Source organism: Frigoribacterium sp. PhB160, from assembly GCF_003751785.1.
Classification (GTDB): Bacteria; Actinomycetota; Actinomycetes; order Actinomycetales; family Microbacteriaceae; genus Frigoribacterium.
The window spans coordinates 379,353-399,742 of record NZ_RKIE01000002.1 but is presented as its reverse complement, the minus strand read 5'-3'; the positions used below and the strand labels follow the sequence as shown (position 1 = coordinate 399,742).

Below are 20,390 nucleotides of genomic sequence, written 5' to 3'. Positions count from 1 at the left end.
CCCGTGCCTCCTGCCCCCTCCTCCCCTGACCTGCACGACGACGAAGGAGTCGATCTGTGACGACCACGACGGCCAAGGCCCCGGCGGCGACCGCCGACCGCAGCGCGGCCAGCGACCGCAGCCGCACGACGGCGCGGAGGCGCTCCGGCGGCTCGGGCGAGAACCGGATCGGCTGGGGCTTCGCCGCCCCGTTCACGATCCTGTTCGGACTCTTCCTCGTGTGGCCCCTGCTGCACGGCCTCTACCTCAGCTTCACCGGCCAGAGCCTCACCGGCCAGGGCGGCGAGCTGATCGGGTTCGCGAACTACGTCGAGGCGTTCGGCGACGGCGCGATGTGGCGCTCGATGCTCAACACCTTCTGGTTCACGCTGCTGAGCACGGTGCCGCTCGTCGTCATCGCCCTCGTGCTGGCGCTGCTCGTCAACACGGGGCTGCCCGGGCAGTGGCTCTGGCGCCTGAGCTTCTTCCTGCCGTACCTGCTCGCGTCGACGGTCGTCTCGCTGTTCTGGATCCAGCTCTACAGCCCGACCCTCGGCCCGATCAACAACGTCCTCGCCACCCTCGGCCTGCCCCAGCCCGCCTGGCTGCAGGACCCGGACACGGCCATGGTCGCCGTCGTCGCGACGACGGTCTGGTGGACGGTCGGCTTCAACTTCCTGCTGTACCTGGCCGCGCTGCAGAACATCCCCGACCAGCAGTACGAGGCCGCCTCGCTCGACGGCGCCGGTCGCTGGCGCTCCCTGTTCTCGATCACGATCCCGCAGCTCGGCCCGACCACCGGCCTCATCGTCATCCTGCAGGTGCTCGCGTCGCTGAAGGTCTTCGACCAGATCTACCAGATGACGAACGGCGGGCCCGCGGGCACGACGCGCTCGACCGTCCAGTACATCTTCGAGTCGGGCTTCACCGGCTACCGCTTCGGCTACTCGAGCGCCATCTCGTACATCTTCTTCGCCGTCATCGTCGTCATCTCGATCGCGCAGTTCTCGATCACGGCCCGCAACCGCAAGGGAGCCCAGCGATGACCGCACCTGCCGTCGCCCCCACCAGCGACCTCCGCGCACCGACGGCCGACCGCGGCCGTCGCGCCGGGAGGGCCGGCTCGCCCGTCCGCGGCGGCAGCGGCGGGCACAAGCCCGGCCAGTCGCGCTTCGGCGTCATGGGGGTGCTGAGCGTCCTCGTGCTCGTCGTCCTCGCCGTGCTCTGGCTGCTGCCCTTCCTCTGGTCGCTCGCCACGTCGTTCAAGAGCGAGGCCGACGCCGCCGCCACCCCGCAGACCTGGCTGCCCGCGGGCGGCTTCACCCTGCAGGCCTACCGGGCGATCCTCGAGCAGGGCAACATCCCGACGTGGCTCTTCAACAGCCTGTTCACGTCGATCGTCATCACGCTGATCGTCGTGGCGACCTCGGCGCTCGTCGCCTACGCCTTCTCGCGCCTCGACTTCCGCGGCAAGAAGTGGCTCTACGTGGCGACGATCGCGTCGATCATCATCCCGCCGCAGGTGCTCATCGTGCCGCTCTTCTACCAGATGCTGGCCTTCGACATGGTCGACACGTACTGGGGCATCATCCTGCCGCAGGCGATCGCGCCGGCCATGGTCTTCGTGCTGAAGAAGTTCTTCGACCAGGTGCCGATCGAGCTCGAGGACGCCGCCCGCGTCGACGGGGCCGGCCGCATCCGGGTCTTCTTCACGATCCTGCTGCCGCTCTCGCGGCCCATCCTCGGCGCGGTGTCGATCTTCGTCTTCATCGGCGCGTGGAACAACTTCCTCTGGCCGTTCATCGTCACGAACGACGCGTCGCTGCTCACGCTGCCCGTCGGGCTGCAGACGATCAAGAGCGCGTACGGCATCCAGTACGCGCAGAACATGGCCGCGGCGATCCTCGCGGCCCTGCCGCTCATCCTCGTGTTCCTCTTCTTCCAGCGCCAGATCATCAAGGGCATCTCGACCACCGGGTTCGGGGGGCAGTAGCAGCCGCGCCTCGCTCGATCCGCGCCCCTCCCGTCCGACCCTCATCACCGCCAGCACGCCGCTCCCCCTCTACCTAGGAGAACCATGACCACCGCCCGCATCACCGTCGACCGCGAGTTCACGATCGGCTCCGTGCCGCGCCGCCTCTTCGGCTCCTTCGTCGAGCACATGGGCCGGTGCGTCTACACCGGCATCTACGAGCCCGGCCACGAGACCGCCGACGAGAAGGGCTTCCGCCGCGACGTCCTCGACCTCACCAAGGAGCTCGGCGCGACCGTCGTCCGCTACCCCGGCGGCAACTTCGTCTCGGGCTACAACTGGGAGGACGGCGTCGGCCCCGTCGACCAGCGCCCCCGCCGCCTCGACGGCGCGTGGCACACCGTCGAGACCAACGCCTTCGGCCTGCACGAGTTCGTCGAGTGGTCGAAGCTCGCCGAGGTCGAGGTGATGGAGGCCGTCAACCTCGGCACCCGCGGCGTCGACGCGGCCCGCGAGCTCGTCGAGTACGCCAACCACCCGGGCGGCACCGCGCTGAGCGACCGCCGCATCGCCAACGGCGCGGCCGACCCGTTCGACATCAAGCTCTGGTGCCTCGGCAACGAGCTCGACGGCCCGTGGCAGATCGGCCACAAGACGGCCGCCGAGTACGGCCGCCTCGCGCAGGAGGCCGCCAAGGCGATGAAGTTCGTCGACCCCACGATCGAGCTCGTCGCCGTCGGCAGCTCGGGCCGCGGCATGCCGACCTTCGGCGCCTGGGAGCACGAGGTGCTCACCCACGCCTACGACGAGGTCGACTACGTGTCGATGCACGCCTACTACCAGGAGCACGACGGCGACGCGACGAGCTTCCTCGCGACGGCGGTCGACATGGACGCCTTCATCGAGGAGGTCGTCTCGACCATCGACGGCGTCAAGGCCGCGGGCAAGCACGACAAGCAGGTGCACATCTCGTTCGACGAGTGGAACGTCTGGTACCAGACCGGCCTCGACACCGACGACCAGCCGCACAACGTCTCGAAGGGCTGGGTCGAGCACCCGCGCCTCATCGAGGACCAGTACAACGTCACGGACGCGGTCGTCGTCGGCACCTTCCTCAACTCCCTGCTGCGCCACGGCGACCGGGTGAAGATCGCCAACCAGGCGCAGCTCGTCAACGTCATCGCCCCGATCCGCAGCGAGCAGGGCGGACCGGCCTGGCGCCAGACGATCTTCTGGCCGTTCGCCCGCATGGCGGCGCTGGCGAAGGGCGAGATCCTCCGCACCGTCGTGACGAGCGACAAGATCGACACCCCGAAGTACGGCGACGCCGACCTCGTCGACGTCAGCTCGACCTGGGACGAAGAGACCGGGCGCGTCGCGTTCTTCCTCGCCAACCGCGGACTCGAGGAGGCGGCGGACGTCGAGCTGGTCCTCCGCGGCTTCGCGGACGGTCGCGTCACCCGCGCCGAGGTGCTGGCCGTGCCGGAGGGCGGCGACCGCTTCACCGCCAACACGGAGCAGGCCCAGGACGCGGTCGGCCTCGTGCCGCTCGACGGCGTCACGGTCGACGGCGGCAGCGTCCGCCTGACGCTGCCGGCCCTGTCGTGGGCCGTCGTCGAGCTCGAGGTCGCCCAGGCCTGAGGCTCCGCGCCACACATGACGCGGGCACGTCCACACCGGGTGCGGACGTGCCCGCCTCGCTGTGCGCGGGTCGCCGCCGCCGCCGTGCCTACTTCTTGCGGCGCGGGAAGAGCCGCGAGATGGAGTCGCGCACCGACTCCTCGATGGTGTCGCTGAAGCCGTTCGAGAAGGCGAGGGAGTCGGCGGCCGCGCTCTCGGCCGTCATCGACGCGATCACGGCCTGCCCGTGGTGGGCCCTGGCCTCGCGCGGCCCGGCGAAGGCGAGGCCCTGCGAGGCGGCCAGGCGTGCCAGGTGGTCGAGCCGCGCCTCCAGCGGGATGCCCGCCGTGTCGGCGAGGGCGCGCGCGTGCTCGTCGTCGACGCCGTCGGCGACCCAGCGAGCCGCCCGCTCGGGCAGGACGCCGTCGGCCAGGAGCCCGATCACGCGCTTGGCCTCGTCGTCGCGGATCTCGCGCCGCGCCGCCTCGACGCCGCGGGAGGCGGGCTCGGAGGGACGCGCGGGGTCGATCGGGTCGCTGGACATCCGCCCACGATAACCCCTGGTCGTGGCGGCGGTCGTCCTCCTCGGGGAGGGACCTCCCGCCGGGGCCCTCACCGCGGTCGCTAGCTGAACAGGCGCGTCGGCGTCGTCAGGTCGAGCTCCGCCGCGCGGAGGTCGGGCCGTGCGCCGTCGTCGCCGGCCACAGCGCGCTCGATGCGCTCCTTCTCGGCGATGCTCGAGCGGATGAGGGGCAGGCCCCGGGCGATCGCGGCGCGGATGCGCTCCTGCAGCAGCGGCGCCGTCACGCGCCGGTCGGTGAAGTCGCTCGCGTGCGCGTAGACGCCGAGCGGCAGCGTCAGCGCCTGGAAGAAGCCGAACAGCGGCCGGAGCGAGTGCTCGAGGATGAGCGCGTGCCGCTCGCTGCCGCCGGTCGCGGCGAGCATCACGGGCACGTCGACGAGCGCGTACTGCTCGACGAAGTCGAACAGGTGCTTGAAGAGCCCGGTGAAGGAGGCGCGGTACACCGGCGAGGCCGCGATCAGCAGGTCGGCCCCCTCGATGGCCCGCAGCTCGCGCTCGACCCGCTCGTCGAGCTCGTCGCGCGTGAGCGCCCCCGCGAAGAGCGGCCCGAGCTCGCTCACGCGGATGACGTGCCGCTCGATCGGCAGCACGAGGGCGAGCTCGTCGAGGATCGCCTCGACGAGGGCGTCGGTCTTCGACGGGGTGCTGAGGGTGCCCGACACGGCGACGACGCGCAGCGGGGTCGCCGTCGGCCGGCTCGGGTGCGGAGGGTTCTGCGTCATGCCGTCATGCTCCCCCGGCCGCCGACGTAACGCAGCCCGTGTGACGACATGAGTCGTGCGAGGGTGTCCTGGTGACGCATCACCTACCTGAGCCGGCCCCGACCGACGCGCCCGCCGGCGAGCACTTCGACCCGACCGACCCGCGGGTCGCCCACGCCGCCTCCTTCGGCCGGGCCGCCGACGTGTACGAGCGCGGCCGCCCGCCGTACCCCCGCGACGCCGTCGGCTGGCTGCTGCCCCACGGCGCCCGCGACGTCGTCGACCTCGGCGCGGGCACGGGCAAGTTCACGCGCGCGCTGCTCGACGCCGGCGTCGCCGTCACCGCCGTCGAGCCGAGCGACGGCATGCGCGCCGTCCTCGAGCAGGTCGTCCCGGCCGCCCGCTCGGTCGCCGGGTCGGCCGAGCGCATGCCGCTGCCCGACGCCTCCGTCGACGCCGTGCTCGTCGCGCAGGCCTGGCACTGGGTGCAGCCCGAGAGGGCCGTGCCCGAGGTCGCCCGCGTGCTGCGCCCCGGGGGCACCCTCGGCCTCGTGTGGAACATCCGCGACGAGACCGTGCCGTGGCTCGCCGAGCTCAGCCGGGTGCTGAACCAGCCCGCCGAGCGCGACATGCAGTCGGGGTCGCCGGTCGTCGGCGCTCCCTTCGGCCCCGGCGAGCGCCACGACGTCGAGTGGGTGCACGAGCTCGACCGCGAGGCGTTCCTCGCCATGGTCGCCTCGCGCAGCTACGTCATCACGCTCACCGACGACGATCGCGCGCAGGTGCTGCGCGACGTCGAGCACCTGCTCGACACGCACCGCGACACGCGCGGCGTCGACCTCGTGCGCCTGCCCTACGTCACCCGCTGCAGCCGCTTCACCCTGCCCGCGTAGGGTCGACCCCATGGACCTGGAGGCGCGGCTCGTCACGGTCGACCACGTCTGGTCGGGACGATGGCTGGGCCCGCACGTCGTGCGCGCCTCCGACGCCGGCATCCACCTGCTCGGCGCCCCCGACGCCGCCTCCGGCGGGCTGCCGCACCTGCGCGGCACGCTCCTCTCGCCGTTCACCGACTCGCACGTGCACCTCGGCCTGGTCGACCCGGTCGCGCTCGGCCCCGGCGGGATCGGCCGGGTGCTCGACCTCGGCTGGGACCCGGACGAGGCCAGCCTCTGGCCCGAGCACGGCCGCCTCGACGACGCATGGCCGGAGGCGCAGGTCGCGGGCGGCCTGCTCTGCCCGCCCGGCGGCTACCCGAGCCGGGCCGGCTGGGCCCCGAGCACGGCCTCGGTCGAGGTGGCCGACGCCGCCGACGCCCACCGCGAGGTACGGCGCATGCGCGACCTCGGGGCCTCCGTCGTCAAGGTCACGCTCAACTCCGACGTCGGCCCGGTCTTCGGCGACGCCGTGCTGCACGCCATCGTCGAGGCCGCGGCCGACGTGCAGCTGCTGACGATCGCGCACGTGCAGGGCGTCGGCCAGGCGCGTCGAGCGCTCGACGCCGGCCTGCTGCGGTTCGCGCACGCGCCCTTCAGCGAGGTTCTCACCGACGACCTTGTCGACGTCGCGGCCGACGGCACGTGGATCAGCACCCTCGACATCCACGGCCGGGGCCGCCGCGGCCCGACGCACGAGATCGCCGTCGCCAACCTGACCCGCTTCCGCGCCGCGGGCGGGCACGTCCTCTACGGCACCGACCTCGGCAACGGCGAGCTGCCGGTCGGCGTGAACGAGCGCGAGCTGCGGGCCCTCGAACGCTGCGGGCTCGGCCTCGACGCGCTGCTGCACGCCCTCGGCAGCGACGACTCCCTCGACGCCGGGCACGACGGGCGGCACTGGTCGAGGCGGGCCACGTGGATCCCGAGCGCGCCGCCGACCGGCGAGCTCGACGAGGGGCGGGCGGCGGCGTGGCTCGCGGAGGCGACCGTGCTCACCGTCGACACGCTCGTGGCCGCGGCCGCGGACTAGCGTGGGCGGGGTGACCGACCCGACCCGCGCCTCCTCGTCCGCCCTCGAGCCGGCGGGCGCACCGGCCGACCTGCCGGCGGGGCCGCTCGACGCGGCCGACCCGCTCGCCGCGTTCGTCGGGCGCTTCCTGCCCGCGGGCGACGTCGTCTCGTACCTCGACGGCAACTCGCTCGGCCGACCGCTGGCCGCGACGGCCGCGCGCCTCGACCGGCTGCTGCGCGAGGAGTGGGGCACGCGCCTCATCCGCTCGTGGGACGAGCGGTGGATGAGCCTGCCGACCGAGGTGGGCGACCGCATCGGGGCGATCGCGCTCGGCGCGGCGCCGGGCCAGGTCGTCGTCGGCGACTCGACCACCGTGCTGCTCTACAAGGCGATCCGCGCGGCGCTCGACGCCCGGCCCGGCCGCACCGAGATCGTCATCGACGACGACCAGTTCCCGACCGACCGCTTCGTCGTCGAGGGCATCGCCCGCGAGCGCGGCGCCGTCGTGCGCTGGGTGGAGGTCGACCCGACGCTCGGCGTGACGCCCGAGCTGCTCGCGCCCGTGCTCGGGCCCGACACGGCCGTCGTGCTCGTCAACCACGTGTCGTACCGCTCGGCGTTCGTCGCCGACCTGCCGGCGATCGCGAGCCTCGTCCACGAACACGGCGCGCTGCTCGTCGCCGACCTCTGCCACTCGGTCGGGGTCGTGCCGACCGAGCTCGACGCATGGGGCGTCGACCTGGCGGTCGGCTGCACCTACAAGTACCTCAACGGCGGGCCCGGCGCCCCCGCGTTCGTCTACGCCTCGGCCGCGCTGCTCGCCGACGAGGCCCGCGTGCTCGCGCCGCCGATCCAGGGCTGGATGGGCGCCGCCGACGTCTTCGCGATGGCGGCGGGGTACGAGCCGGCCCGGGGCGTGAGGCGCTTCGTCAGCGGCACTCCCCCGGTGGTCGGCCTGCAGGCGATGCAGGACATGCTCGACGCCCTCGAGGAGGCCGGGCTCGACGCGGTGCGCGCGAAGTCGCTCGCCCTCACCGGGTACGCCCTCGACCTCGTCGACGCGTGGCTCGTGCCCCTCGGCGTCGAGGTCGCGACGCCGCGGGAGCCCGAGCGCCGCGGCAGCCACGTCATGATCACGCACCCGGCGTTCCGCGAGGTCGTCACGACCCTGTGGGCGGACGGCGTCGTGCCCGACTTCCGCAACCCCGACGGGCTGCGGATCGGGCTCTCGCCGCTCAGCACCACGTTCGCCGAGGTGCGCGTCGGCCTGGCCGCGGTGCGGGAGGCGCTGCGGGCGGCCTGAGGCGCGCCTCCCCGGGGCGGTGATCGCCCGCGGTCGGCGTCGAGCGCGACACGGACGCGGCGGCCGTCGCGGACGGCGTCAGGCGGGCGGGGGCCCCGAGCTGCGCCGGACGACGAGGCGGGTCGGCACGATGCGGTCGTCCGAGGGCGGCGCCCCGTCGAGCATCTCGAGCATGACCCGCATCGAGCGGGAGCCGATGCCGCCGAAGTCCTGGTGCACCGTCGTGAGCGGCGGCCAGAACGACCCCGACTCGTCGGTGTCGTCGAAGCCGACCACGCTGATCTCGTCGGGGATGCGGCGCCCGCTCTCGTGCAGCGCCCGCATGACGCCGAGGGCCATCTGGTCGTTGGCGGCGAAGACCGCGGTGACGTCGTCGCGGGCGGCGAGGCCGAGGCCCAGCCGATAGCCGGAGGCGGTGGTCCAGTCGCCCTGCAGCGGCGCCTCGGGATCGAGGCCGGCGTCGCGCATCGCCCCGAGCCAGGCCGTCGACCGTCGGGTGGCCGAGTACGACGTCGCGGGGCCGGCCACGTGCACGATGCGCGTGTGCCCGAGGTCGAGCAGGTGCTGAGTCGCGAGCCGCGTGCCCTGCTCTTGATCGGTGTCGACGACGACGTAGGGCTCGCCCGCGTCGGAGTCGATGATCACGACGGGCAGGCCCACCGGCACGATGACGTCGGCACGGTCGAGCATGTGCGCCTCGATGATGATGACGACGCCGTCGACCGCCTCCTCCTGCAGGCGGCTGAAGGCCCCGGCGACCTCGCCCTCGGTCGGCTGGGCGACCGGCATGAGGGTGATCGTGTAGCCCGCGCCCGACGCCGCGGTGACGATGCCGTCGAGGGTTCGCATGTTGCCGAGCGTCGACAGGGTGAACATGATGACGCCGATGCTGCGGAAGCGCCCGGTCTTGAGCGCCCGCGCTGCGCTGTTCGGCCGGTAGCCGAGCTCGGCCATGACGTCGAGCACGCGCTGACGGGTGCCCGCCTCGACGTTGCGGGCGCCGTTCGACACGCGGGAGACGGTCTGCGACGAGACCCCGGCACGCGCGGCGACGTCGGCCATCGAGACCGTTCGGCCTCGAGGCAGGCGGGCGGGGGCCGACTTGACGTCCGCCGTCGGAAGTGTCATGGTTGCGAGCATCCCAGATGTTTACGTAAACACCAAGCTGGATCAGCAGCGGTGTTCACGAGGCCTACCCCGATGAAGTGGATCACCATGACGACGTTGTCGACACCTGCGGCCGCCCGGCCGGGCGCCGCCCAGGCCGCGCCCCGAGGCGACCGCCCGATCCGCCGCGACAAGCGGCGGTGGACCGGCTGGGGCTTCGTGCTCCCCTTCCTCGTCGTCTTCGCCCTGGTGCTCGTCGCGCCCGTCGTCTACGCGATCTACCTCAGCCTGTTCAAGGAGCAGATGATCGGGGGCAACTCCTTCGTCGCCCTCGAGAACTACGTCCAGGCGCTGACCGACCCGAACTTCTGGGACTCGCTCCGCCGCGTCGCGCTCTTCCTCGTCGTGCAGGTGCCGATCATGCTGATCGTCGCCCTGGCCGCCGCCCTGGCCCTCGACTCGGCCCGCCTGCACCTGACGGCGTTCTTCCGCATCTCGATCTTCCTGCCGTACGCCGTGCCCGCCGTCGTCGCCGCCCTCATGTGGGGCTTCATCTACGGAAACCGCTTCGGCCTCGTCGGCAACCTCGAGGACGCCACCGGCTGGGACCTGCCCGACCTGCTCTCGCAGAGCTGGGTGCTCGCGTCGATCGGCAACATCGTCACGTGGGAGTTCGTCGGCTACAACATGCTGCTGTTCTACGCCGCCCTCCGCGTCATCTCGCCCGACCTCTACGAGGCCGCCGAGCTCGACGGCGCCGGCCCGTTCCGCATCGTCCGCAACATCAAGCTGCCGGCCATCCGCGGAGCCCTCGTCATCGGCGTCATCTTCTCGATCATCGGCAGCTTCCAGCTCTTCAACGAGCCGAACATCCTGCAGACGCTCGCCCCGAACGCCATCAGCACCTACTTCACGCCGAACATGTACGCCTACAACCTGTCGTTCGCGGGCCAGCAGTACAACTACTCCGCCGCGATCGCCATCATCATGGGCGTCCTGACGATGGCCGTCGCCTACGTGGTCCAGCTCGTCGGCTCCCGGAAGGACTCCTGACCATGTCGACCCTCACCGGCTCCCCGATCGCCGCGCCCGACCAGGGCACGCCCACCGTCGCCCCGACCCGCGCGACGCAGGCCCGCAAGCGCCGCGCCGGCGCCCCCCGCGACAAGCGCAGCATCCTGCTGACGCTCGTCATGGCGCTGCTGCTCATCTACTCGGTGCTGCCGCTGTTCTGGCTGCTCGTCAACTCGACGAAGACGCAGGAGGCGCTGTTCAGCTCCTTCGGCCTGTGGTTCAGCGGCGACTTCGCCCTGTTCGACAACATCCGCGGCGTCTTCACCTACGGCGACGGCGAGTTCGTCCGCTGGCTCGGCAACACCCTGCTCTACGTCGTCGTCGGGGCCGGAGGCGCGACCCTCCTGGCCACGCTGGCCGGCTACGGCCTCGCGAAGTTCGACTTCCCGGGCAAGAAGGCCGTGTTCGCGGTCGTCCTGGGCGCGGTCGCCATCCCCGGCACCGCCCTCGCGGTCCCGACCTTCCTCATGTTCAGCCAGCTCGGGCTCACGAACACCCCGTGGGCGATCATCCTGCCGTCGCTGATCAGCCCGTTCGGCCTCTACCTGATCTGGACCTACGCCGTCGACTCCGTGCCGACCGAGATCCTCGAGGCCGCCCGCATGGACGGCTCGAGCGAGGTGCGCACGTTCTTCACGATCAGCCTGCGCCTGCTGAGCCCCGGCCTCATCACGGTGCTGCTCTTCTCGATCGTCGCGACCTGGAACAACTACTTCCTGCCGCTGATCATGCTGAGCGACTCGCGCTGGTACCCGCTGACCGTCGGCCTCAACCAGTGGAACGCGCAGTCGACCACCGTCGGCGGCGACCCGATCTACAACCTGGTCATCACCGGCTCGTTCCTCGCGATCATCCCGATCGTCGTCGCGTTCCTCTTCCTCCAGCGCTACTGGCAGTCCGGCCTCTCGGCCGGCGGCGTCAAGGCCTGACGACCTCTCCCCGACCTTCCCTCCGCACCGTCCCCCACAGCACCACCCCGCACCACCACCTCCACGACGAAGTGAAAGGCACCACCACCATGACCCGATCCCTCCCCCGCACCGCGAGGCGCGTCGTCGCCCTCGGCCTCGGCATCGCCCTCGCGGGCTCCCTCGCGGCGTGCTCCTCCGGCGCCGGCGGCGGCGCCAGCAGCGACACGGCCTCGTCCGACGAGCTGGCCGCGGCCCTCGACCAGAAGAGCACCATCACGGTCTGGGCCTGGGCCCCCGCGGTCGAGCCCATCGCCGAGGCGTTCGAGAAGGCGCACCCCGAGATCACCGTCGACGTGCAGAACGTCGGCACCGGCGCCGACCAGTACACGAAGCTGCAGAACGCCATCAAGGCCGGCAAGGGCGCGCCCGACGTCGCCCAGGTCGAGTACTTCGCGATCCCGCAGTTCTCGCTCGGCGGCTCGCTCGCCGACCTCAGCGGCTACGGCTACGGCGACCTCGAGGAGGACTTCACGGCCTCGACCTGGAACTCCGTCACCGACGGCGACGCGGTCTACGCCCTCCCCCAGGACTCGGGCCCCATGGCGATGTTCTACCGCCAGGACGTCTTCGACAAGTACGGCATCGCCGTGCCGAAGACCTGGGACGAGTACCTCGCGGCCGCCGAGACGATGCACTCGGCCGACCCGAACCAGTACATCGCGGGCGACACCGGCGACGCCGGCTTCACCACGAGCATGATCTGGCAGGCCGGCGGCCACCCCTACACGGTCGACGGCGAGAACGTCACCATCGACCTGCAGGACGAGGGCGCCAAGCGCTGGACCTCGACCTGGAACACGCTCGTCGAGAACGGCTCGCTCGCCCAGACCCCCGGCTGGACCGACGAGTGGTTCCGCGCCCTCGGCGACGGCTCGATCGCCACGATGCTCACCGGCGCCTGGATGCCCGGCAACCTGACGGCCCAGGCCGCCGAGGGCTCCGGCCAGTGGCGCGTCGCCCCCATGCCCCAGTACGAGGAGGGCGACACCGCGACCGCCGAGAACGGCGGATCGTCCATCGCCGTCATGGACCAGTCGCAGAACAAGCTCGTCGCGGCGGAGTTCACCAAGTTCGCCACCGCCGAGGAGGAAGGTCGTCAGATCTCCTTCGACGCCGGCGGGTTCCCCTCGACCGTCGCCGACCTCGACGACGAGACCTTCCTGAACGAGGCTCCCGAGTACTTCGGCGGCCAGAAGATCAACGAGGTGCTCTCGCAGGCCGCCAAGGACGTGCTGCCCGACTGGCAGTACCTGCCCTTCCAGGTCTACGCGAACAGCATCTTCAGCGACAGCGCGTCGTCGGCGTACACCAACGGCACCTCGCTCGACCCCGTCCTCGAGGACTGGGCGAAGGCCACCGCCGCCTACGGCGAGCAGCAGGGCTTCACGGTCGAGACCAAGTAGTACACCACCGCAACAGCACCGCCTCACCACCGCAGCGGGGAGGCGCGACCCCGGTCGCGCCTCCCCGTCGCCACGTCCCCCGCCGTCACGTCCCCCTCGGAGGAACACCATCAGCACCACCGCCCCCACGAGCACCCGCTTCGTCATCGGACCCGAGCACTTCGAGCTCGACGGAGCACCCCACCGCGTCGTCGCGGGTGCCCTGCACTACTTCCGCGTCCACCCCGACCAGTGGGCCGACCGCATCCGCAAGGCCCGGCTGATGGGCCTCAACACCATCGAGACCTACGTCGCGTGGAACGCGCACTCGCCCCGCCGCGGCGACTTCGACACGAGCGCCGGGCTCGACCTCGGCAGGTTCCTCGACCTCGTCGCCGCCGAGGGCCTGCACGCGATCGTGCGGCCCGGCCCCTACATCTGCGCCGAGTGGGACGGCGGCGGCCTGCCCGGCTGGCTGTTCGACGACCCCGCCGTCGGCGTCCGCCGCAGCGAGCCGCTCTACCTGGCCGCCGTCGACGAGTTCCTCGAGCGCGTCTACGAGATCGTCGTCCCCCGCCAGATCGACCACGGCGGCCCCGTCGTGCTCGTGCAGATCGAGAACGAGTACGGCGCGTACGGCGACGACTCCGGGTACCTGCGGCACCTCGTCGACCTGACCCGCGCCTCCGGCGTGGTGGTGCCCCTGACCACGGTCGACCAGCCGACCGACGAGATGCTCGAGGCGGGCAGCCTGCCCGAGCTGCACAAGACGGGCAGCTTCGGCTCGCGCGCGGCCGAGCGGCTCGCCACGCTGCGCCGCCACCAGCCGACCGGGCCGCTGATGTGCTCGGAGTTCTGGGACGGCTGGTTCGACCACTGGGGCGAGCACCACCACACCACCCCGGTCGAGGAGGCGGCGCGCGAGCTGGACGCGCTGCTCACGGCCGGTGCGTCGGTGAACGTCTACATGTTCCACGGCGGCACCAACTTCGGCTTCACCAACGGCGCCAACCACAAGGGCACGTACCAGTCGCACGTCACGTCGTACGACTACGACGCCCCCCTCGACGAGGCCGGGTGGCCGACGGAGAAGTTCTTCGCGTTCCGTGACGTCATCGCTCGGCACATGCCGGTGCCCGACGAGGTGCCGTCGACGCGCTCGGACGCGCCCGTGCTGGCGACGACCTTCGACCAGGCGGTGCCGCTGGCGGAGGCCGTCGGGCTCGCGGGCGCCGACGCGTCCTGGCTCGCGAGCGACGCCGTGCCGACCATGGACGCGCTCGGCACGTACCGCGGCTTCTCGCGGCACCGGGTCGCCCTGCCCGCGGGCGGGTCGTCGCGCGTGCTGTCGTTCGCCGGCGTGCGCGACCGCGCCGTCGTGTCGGTGGACGGGCGCCGGGTGGGCGTGCTGCAGCGCGACCAGCACGAGCGCGCGATCGCCGTGCCCCCGGGCGCCGTGCTGGAGGTGCTCGTCGAGGACCAGGGACGCGTCAACTACGGCGTCCGCATCGGCGAGGCGAAGGGCCTGATCGGCCCGGCGCTGCTCGACGGCGAGGAGCTCGTCGGGTGGGAGAGCACGCCGCTCGACCTCGACGCGGTCGTCGCGGCCCTGGCGGGCACCGGCGAGCCGGGCACGCCGGGGGTCTCGTCGTTCGACGGGCCCCTCGTCGCGCACGCCACGGTGACGCTCGACGAGCCGCACGACCTCTACCTCGACACGCGCTCGTGGGGCAAGGGCGTCGTGTTCGTCAACGGCTTCGCGCTCGGCCGCTACTGGACGCGCGGCCCGCAGCACACGCTCTACGTGCCGGGCGAGCAGCTGCGCGCCGGCGACAACGATCTCGTCGTGTTCGAGACGGGCGCCGCCGCGGCCCCGGTCGTGTCGTTCGTCGCCCGGCCCGACCTCGGCCACACCGAGCAGTAGACCGGCCCGGCCCGGCCGGCCCGGCCCGGCCGGCCGGGCCTCGCACCCCCCGCCCGGCGTTGCACCCTCAGGACCGACGGTGCGGCGCTGGTCCGGGGGTGTCGCGCGTCCCGCCCTCCCCCGGACGACGACGGAGGTGGCACCGACCTGGTCTGGTCGGTACCGCCTCCGGGGTGGTGCGGTGGTGCGCTCGGGGCTAGAAGTCCCAGTCCTCGTCCTCGGTGTTGACGGCCTTGCCGATGACGTACGACGAGCCCGACCCCGAGAAGAAGTCGTGGTTCTCGTCGGCGTTCGGCGAGAGGGCCGACAGGATCGCCGGGTTCACGTCGGTCGTCTCCTTGGGGAACATCGGCTCGTAACCGAGGTTCATCAGCGCCTTGTTGGCGTTGTAGTGCAGGAACTTCTTGACGTCCTCGGTCAGGCCGACGGAGTCGTAGAGGTCTTGCGTGTACTGGATCTCGTTCTCGTAGAGCTCGAACAGCAGGTTGAACGTGTAGTCCTTGATCTCCTGCTTGCGCTCGTCCGAGGCTCCTTCGAGCCCCTTCTGGAACTTGTAGCCGATGTAGTACCCGTGCACGGCCTCGTCGCGGATGATGAGGCGCACCAGGTCGGCCGTGTTGGTGAGCTTCGCGCGCGACGACCAGTACATCGGCAGGTAGAAGCCGCTGTAGAAGAGGAACGACTCGAGCAGCGTCGAGGCGACCTTGCGCTTCAGGGGGTCGTCGCCCGTGTAGTAGTCGAGGACGATCTGGGCCTTCTTCTGCAGGTTCGGGTTCTCGACCGACCAGCGGAAGGCGTCGTCGATCTCGGGCGTCGACGCGAGGGTCGAGAAGATCGACGAGTAGCTCTTCGCGTGCACCGACTCCATGAACGAGATGTTCGTGTAGACGGCCTCCTCGTGGGGCGTGATCGCGTCGGGGATGAGGCTGATCGCGCCGACGGTGCCCTGGATGGTGTCGAGCAGCGTCAGGCCCGTGAACACGCGCATGGTGAGCTGCTGCTCCTCCGGCGTGAGCGTGTTCCACGACTGCACGTCGTTCGACAGCGGGATCTTCTCGGGCAGCCAGAAGTTGTTGACGAGGCGGTTCCACACCTCGACGTCCTTGTCGTCCTGGATGCGGTTCCAGTTGATCGCGTTGACGCTGCGCACGAGCGGCACGGACTTGCCGGTCGCGTGCACCGGGTCGCCGGCGACTGCGTCGAGCTTGTCGGTGATGGTCATGTCATCTCTTCCGTCGGGGTGGTGCCGTGGGTGTCAGTTCGGGAGGCGCGGGCCGGTCGTCGAGACCGGCCCGCGCCGGGTGGCCGTGGGGCCTAGAGCATGCGGTGCGCTGAAGGGTCGGCGGCGCTCACAACATGCACGAGACGCAGCCGTCGACCTCGGTGCCCTCGAGGGCGAGCTGGCGGAGACGGATGTAGTAGATCGTCTTGATGCCCTTGCGCCATGCGTAGATCTGCGCCTTGTTGATGTCGCGCGTCGTCGCGGTGTCCTTGAAGAACAGGGTCAGCGAGAGCCCCTGGTCGACATGCTGCGTCGCCGCGGCGTACGTGTCGATGATCTTCTCGGGGCCGATCTCGTACGCGTCGGTGTAGTACTCCAGGTTGTCGTTCGACATGAACGGCGCCGGGTAGTAGACGCGGCCGAGCTTGCCTTCCTTGCGGATCTCGATCTTCGACGCGATCGGGTGGATCGACGACGTCGAGTGGTTGATGTACGAGATCGACCCGGTCGGCGGCACCGCCTGCAGGTTCTGGTTGTACAGGCCGTGCTCCATGACGCTGGCCTTCAGCTGACGCCAGTCCTCTTGCGTGGGGATCGCGACGCCCGACGCGGCGAAGAGGCCGGCCGCGCGCTCGGTCGCGGGCACCCACGCCTGCTCGGTGTACTTGTCGAAGAACTCGCCCGACGCGTACTTCGAGTCGGCGAAGCCGCCGAAGGTGACGCCGCGCTCGATCGCGATGGTGTTCGAGGCCCGCAGGGCGTGGAACAGCACCGTGTAGAAGTAGATGTTCGTGAAGTCGATCGCCTCCTCGCTGCCGTAGTGCACGTGCTCGCGCGCCAGGTAGCCGTGGAGGTTCATCTGGCCGAGGCCGATGGCGTGCGACTGGTCGTTGCCGACCTCGATCGAGCGCACCGACTGGATGTGGCTCATGTCGCTGACGGCGCTGAGGCCGCGGATCGCCGTCTCGACCGTCTTGCCGAAGTCGGGGGCGTCCATCGACAGCGCGATGTTCATCGAGCCGAGGTTGCAGGAGATGTCCTTGCCGATGACGTCGTACGACAGGTCTTCGTTGAACGTGGTCGGGGTGTTGACCTGCAGGATCTCCGAGCAGAGGTTCGACATGTTGATGCGGCCCTTGATCGGGTTGGCCGCGTTCACGGTGTCTTCGAAGACGATGTAGGGGTAGCCCGACTCGAACTGGATCTCGGCGATTGTCTGGAAGAAGTCGCGCGCCTTGATCTTGGTCTTCTTGATGCGGCCGTCGGCCACCATCTCGCGGTACTTCTCGCTGATCGGCACGTCGCCGAAGGGCACGCCGTAGACCTTCTCGACGTCGTACGGCGAGAACAGGTACATGTCTTCGTTGTTCTTGGCGAGCTCGAACGTGATGTCGGGCACGACGACGCCGAGGGACAGCGTCTTGATGCGGATCTTCTCGTCGGCGTTCTCGCGCTTGGTGTCGAGGAACCGCATGATGTCGGGGTGGTGGGCGCTGAGGTACACGGCGCCGGCGCCCTGACGCGCACCGAGCTGGTTCGCGTAGCTGAAGCTGTCTTCGAGCAGCTTCATGACGGGGATGATGCCCGACGACTGGTTCTCGATCTGCTTGATCGGGGCGCCCGCCTCGCGGATGTTCGAGAGCGACAGGGCGACGCCGCCGCCGCGCTTGGAGAGCTGCAGCGACGAGTTGATGCCGCGCGAGATCGACTCCATGTTGTCTTCGATGCGCAGCAGGAAGCAGCTGACGAGCTCGCCGCGCTGCGCCTTCGCCGTGTTGAGGAAGGTCGGCGTGGCCGGCTGGAAGCGCCCGCCGATGATCTCCTCGACGAGGTCGATCGCGAGCTGCTCGTCGCCCTGGGCGAGGCCGAGGGCGGTCATGACCACTCGATCTTCGAAGCGCTCGAGGTAGCGCTTGCCGTCGAACGTCTTGAGCGTGTACGAGGTGTAGTACTTGAACGCGCCGAGGAAGGTCTGGAAGCGGAACTTCTTCGAGTAGGCGAGGTCGTTCAGCTTCTCGATGAAGGAGAAGTCGTACTGCTCGATGGTCGCCAGCTCGTAGTACTCGTTCTCGACGAGGTAGTCGAGGCGCTCGCGCAGGTTGTGGAAGAAGACCGTGTTCTGGTTGACGTGCTGCAGGAAGTACTGCTTCGCCGCCTCTCGATCTTTGTCGAACTGGATCTCGCCGGACGGGCCGTAGAGGTTCAGCATCGCGTTGAGCGAGTGGTAGTCCATGGTCATGCCCTGGCCGGGAGCTGCGATCACTTCGAGATCGTCGACTGCTGCGTCCAAAATTCTTCCAATCCGTTCTGTACTGCGGAGACGTCCTCCGGGGTCCCGAAGACCTCGAATCGATAGAGGAGGGGCACGTCGCACTTGGCGGCGACGATGTCGCCGGCCAGGCAGTAGCCCTCGCCGAAGTTGGTGTTGCCCGCCGCGACGACTCCGCGGATGAGCGAGCGGTTGCGCTCGTCGTTGAGGAACCGGATGACCTGCTTCGGCACGGCGCCCCGGCCCTCGCCCCCGCCGTAGGTGGGGAGGACGAGCACGTAGGGGTCGCTGACGTGGAGCGGCTGTTCCGACGGGAACAGGGGGATGCGCTCTGCGGGCACGCCGAGCTTCTGGACGAAGCGGTGGGTGTTGCCCGAGACGCTCGAGAAGTAGACGAGGTGGGTCATGGTGCTGGCCGCCTCCCTGCTCGCGGTGCGTTCCGTCTCGCTGTCGCGTCGCCCGGCCGACTGGTCACCGGCCGGGGGACGCGAGGAGGCGCGGGTCAGGAGATGCGCGCGGCCAGACCGGCGATCTTGTCGGGGCGGAAGCCGCTCCAGTGGTCGTCGTCGGCGATGACCACGGGGGCCTGCAGGTAGCCGAGGGCCTTGACGGTCTCGAGGGCGGCGTCGTCGGCCGTGACGTCGAGCACCTCGTACTCGATGCCCTTGTTGTCGAGGGCGCGGTAGGTGGCCGTGCACTGCACGCAGGACGGCTTGGTGTAGACGGTGATGGCCATGGGTTCCCCTGTGTTCTCGGGCCGACACGGGAGGTCGGACGCGGTGGTTCTGGTGCGGGTCTGGGGCAGCGGGCGTGGTGCCCGCGGCGACTCCTCGATACTACATCTAGTGGCCGACACTCGCGCCCACAACTAGATGCGGTGTTACACGGCTGTAGTTATCCACACGCTCCTCCCCAGGTTGTGAACAGTTCTGGGCCGGTTATCCCCCGGTCTGCCGGGGGTTCTGCACATGTTTCTCCCCACCACCGACATCCGCGCCTCCTGACCCCAGTTCGAGGCGTCGGCGTGTCGCGGACCGGTCCGTAGACTCGACCTCTCGTGAGCACCTACACCGCCCTCCTCAAGACCCCCGGGGTCGCGCGCGTCATCGCCGCGCAGCTGACCGCCCGGTTCCCGTTCGGCATGCTCTCGCTGGCCTTCCTCCTGCACGTCGAGCACGTGCACCACAACTACACGGCGGCCGGCCTGGTGCTCGCGGCCACCAGCCTCGGCCAGGCCATCTCGGGCCCGCTCACCAGCCGGTGGATGGGCCGCTGGGCCATGCGCCCCGTGCTCGTCCTGACCCTCGTGGTCTGCCTCGCCTCGATGATCACCTTCACCCTGTACGACTTCTCCGTCCCCGTCTTCATGGCGCTCGGCTTCGTCACCGGGCTGAGCGTGCCGCCGATCCAGCCCGCCGTGCGCACCATCTACCCGAAGATGGTCAACTCGTCGCAGCTCACGCCCCTCTTCTCCCTCGACGCGTCCGCGCAGGAGATCATCTGGGTCCTCGGCCCGGTCATCACGACCTTCGTGGGCACGCAGGTCGGCACGCAGGAGGCCATCTGGCTCGCGGCCGTCTTCCTCGTCGGCGGCGGCGTGTGGTTCATCGCCTCCCCCGAGGTCGGCCGCGTCCGCATCCCCCGCAGCAAGCGCGCCTTCGGCAAGGTGCTCGCCCGGCCGACCGTGCTGCTCGCCACGGTCGCGGGCTTCCTCCTCATCGGCGCCTGCGCCGCGGTCGAGGCGGGCGTCGTGGCGCTCTTCGGCGAGGGCAGCGCCGACTCGGGCATCGCCCTGGCCGTCTTCGCCCTCGGCTCGCTCGTCGGCGGCCTCGCGCTCGGCCACGTGCCGGTCGGGCCGTGGGCGCTGGCCCGTCGCCTCACCATCGTCTTCGTCGGCATGGTGCTGGCGATCTTCGTCTCGGGCCTGCTGCCGCTCAGCGCCGCGCTGCTCGTCGCGGGCATCGGCATCGCGCCGGCCCTCGCCGTCATGTTCGCCGTGGTCTCGTCGAGCGTGAAGTTCAGCGACACGGCCGAGGCCTACGGCTGGGCCGGCACCGGCCAGCTGATCGGCTCGGCCCTCGGCTCGGCGATCGCCGGATTCTGGATCGACCGCATCGGCGGCCAGGGTGGTCTCGTCGTCGCCGCGGCCTTCGCCTTCGTCGGCATGGTCGTCGGGGTCGTGTTCCACCGCGCGCTCCCCGACCTGCGCGGTCGCGACGCGAGCCCGCTGCCCGACACCGAACCGGTGGCGGTCCAGCCCAGCTGACCCGCGCCTCCCGGCGGCACGGCACGTCGCCCCGCGTCCGCCGCGGCGTCGCCGGGCGGTGCCACGA

Annotated in this window: 18 protein-coding genes; 11 read left to right on the top strand and 7 right to left on the bottom strand. The window is 70.6% G+C overall.

Features of this window, described 5'->3' with window-relative positions; genetic code table 11:
- Nucleotides 1-56 precede the first annotated feature (56 nt).
- From EDF38_RS10875 to EDF38_RS10865, 3 genes are all read left to right on the top strand, one after another.
- Nucleotides 57-1,025 carry a carbohydrate ABC transporter permease gene (locus tag EDF38_RS10875; RefSeq protein WP_123355440.1) on the top strand — a complete coding sequence of 323 codons (969 nt, stop codon included), beginning with the start codon at nt 57-59 and terminating at the stop codon, nt 1,023-1,025.
- Nucleotides 1,022-1,972 carry a carbohydrate ABC transporter permease gene (locus EDF38_RS10870; RefSeq protein WP_233572392.1) on the top strand — a complete coding sequence of 317 codons (951 nt, stop codon included), beginning with the start codon at nt 1,022-1,024 and terminating at the stop codon, nt 1,970-1,972. Before EDF38_RS10875 ends, EDF38_RS10870 begins: the two co-directional genes overlap by 4 nt.
- 84 nt (nt 1,973-2,056) lie before the next feature.
- Entirely contained in the window at nt 2,057-3,592 is a 1,536-nt protein-coding gene (locus EDF38_RS10865) for an alpha-N-arabinofuranosidase (RefSeq protein WP_123355439.1), read from the top strand.
- 88 nt (nt 3,593-3,680) lie between these two features.
- Here the strand turns inward: EDF38_RS10865 and EDF38_RS10860 are convergent, their stop codons facing one another.
- Nucleotides 3,681-4,115 carry a hypothetical protein gene (locus EDF38_RS10860; RefSeq protein ID WP_123355438.1) on the bottom strand — a complete coding sequence of 145 codons (435 nt, stop codon included), beginning with the start codon at nt 4,113-4,115 and terminating at the stop codon, nt 3,681-3,683.
- Nucleotides 4,116-4,195: 80 nt separating this feature from the next.
- Nucleotides 4,196-4,876 (bottom strand): FMN reductase, encoded by a 681-nt coding sequence (gene msuE, locus EDF38_RS10855; RefSeq protein WP_123355437.1) that lies wholly within the window; start codon nt 4,874-4,876, stop codon nt 4,196-4,198.
- 71 nt (nt 4,877-4,947) lie between these two features.
- Between msuE and EDF38_RS10850 the strand changes: the two genes are divergently transcribed.
- From EDF38_RS10850 to EDF38_RS10840, 3 genes are read left to right on the top strand one after another with little or no spacing between them, the layout of a single operon-like run.
- Nucleotides 4,948-5,748 (top strand): class I SAM-dependent methyltransferase, encoded by an 801-nt coding sequence (locus tag EDF38_RS10850; RefSeq protein ID WP_199734698.1) that lies wholly within the window; start codon nt 4,948-4,950, stop codon nt 5,746-5,748.
- A gap of 10 nt (nt 5,749-5,758) precedes the next feature.
- Nucleotides 5,759-6,823 carry an amidohydrolase gene (locus tag EDF38_RS10845; RefSeq protein WP_123355435.1) on the top strand — a complete coding sequence of 355 codons (1,065 nt, stop codon included), beginning with the start codon at nt 5,759-5,761 and terminating at the stop codon, nt 6,821-6,823.
- 10 nt (nt 6,824-6,833) lie between these two features.
- Nucleotides 6,834-8,108, top strand: a complete 1,275-nt coding sequence (locus EDF38_RS10840) for a kynureninase (RefSeq protein ID WP_370275624.1) — start codon at nt 6,834-6,836, stop codon at nt 8,106-8,108.
- Between the two features lie 78 nt (nt 8,109-8,186).
- On the opposite strand, the gene EDF38_RS10835 is transcribed toward EDF38_RS10840, so the two are convergent.
- The gene (locus EDF38_RS10835) at nt 8,187-9,236 is read right to left on the bottom strand and encodes a LacI family DNA-binding transcriptional regulator (RefSeq protein ID WP_123355434.1); all 1,050 of its coding nucleotides are present in this window, start codon (nt 9,234-9,236) and stop codon (nt 8,187-8,189) included.
- An 87-nt stretch (nt 9,237-9,323) separates the two neighbouring features.
- Between EDF38_RS10835 and EDF38_RS10830 the strand changes: the two genes are divergently transcribed.
- The 4 genes from EDF38_RS10830 to EDF38_RS10815 all read left to right on the top strand — a co-directional run bounded on the left by EDF38_RS10830 (nt 9,324) and on the right by EDF38_RS10815 (nt 14,566).
- The gene (locus EDF38_RS10830) at nt 9,324-10,268 is read left to right on the top strand and encodes a carbohydrate ABC transporter permease (RefSeq protein ID WP_123355952.1); all 945 of its coding nucleotides are present in this window, start codon (nt 9,324-9,326) and stop codon (nt 10,266-10,268) included.
- A gap of 2 nt (nt 10,269-10,270) precedes the next feature.
- Entirely contained in the window at nt 10,271-11,218 is a 948-nt protein-coding gene (locus EDF38_RS10825; RefSeq protein WP_123355433.1) for a carbohydrate ABC transporter permease, read from the top strand.
- An 89-nt stretch (nt 11,219-11,307) separates the two neighbouring features.
- Nucleotides 11,308-12,663, top strand: a complete 1,356-nt coding sequence (locus tag EDF38_RS10820; protein WP_123355432.1) for an ABC transporter substrate-binding protein — start codon at nt 11,308-11,310, stop codon at nt 12,661-12,663.
- Between the two features lie 109 nt (nt 12,664-12,772).
- Nucleotides 12,773-14,566, top strand: coding sequence for a beta-galactosidase family protein (locus tag EDF38_RS10815; protein WP_123355431.1), 1,794 nt, complete (start codon nt 12,773-12,775; stop codon nt 14,564-14,566).
- 196 nt (nt 14,567-14,762) lie between these two features.
- Here the strand turns inward: EDF38_RS10815 and nrdF are convergent, their stop codons facing one another.
- From nrdF to nrdH, 4 genes are all read right to left on the bottom strand, one after another.
- Nucleotides 14,763-15,788 (bottom strand): class 1b ribonucleoside-diphosphate reductase subunit beta, encoded by a 1,026-nt coding sequence (gene nrdF, locus EDF38_RS10810; protein ID WP_233572391.1) that lies wholly within the window; start codon nt 15,786-15,788, stop codon nt 14,763-14,765.
- A 127-nt stretch (nt 15,789-15,915) separates the two neighbouring features.
- Nucleotides 15,916-18,021: a class 1b ribonucleoside-diphosphate reductase subunit alpha gene (gene nrdE / locus EDF38_RS10805; protein ID WP_199734733.1), complete on the bottom strand. Its 2,106-nt coding sequence runs from the start codon at nt 18,019-18,021 to the stop codon at nt 15,916-15,918.
- Nucleotides 18,022-18,047: 26 nt separating this feature from the next.
- The gene (gene nrdI / locus EDF38_RS10800; RefSeq protein WP_123355429.1) at nt 18,048-18,464 is read right to left on the bottom strand and encodes a class Ib ribonucleoside-diphosphate reductase assembly flavoprotein NrdI; all 417 of its coding nucleotides are present in this window, start codon (nt 18,462-18,464) and stop codon (nt 18,048-18,050) included.
- Nucleotides 18,465-18,559: 95 nt separating this feature from the next.
- On the bottom strand, nt 18,560-18,793 hold the full coding sequence (gene nrdH / locus EDF38_RS10795; protein ID WP_123355428.1) for a glutaredoxin-like protein NrdH: 234 nt from the start codon (nt 18,791-18,793) through the stop codon (nt 18,560-18,562).
- Nucleotides 18,794-19,114: 321 nt separating this feature from the next.
- Between nrdH and EDF38_RS10790 the strand changes: the two genes are divergently transcribed.
- Complete coding sequence (locus EDF38_RS10790; RefSeq protein ID WP_123355427.1) at nt 19,115-20,323, top strand: MFS transporter; 1,209 nt, start codon at nt 19,115-19,117, stop codon at nt 20,321-20,323.
- Nucleotides 20,324-20,390 lie beyond the last annotated feature (67 nt).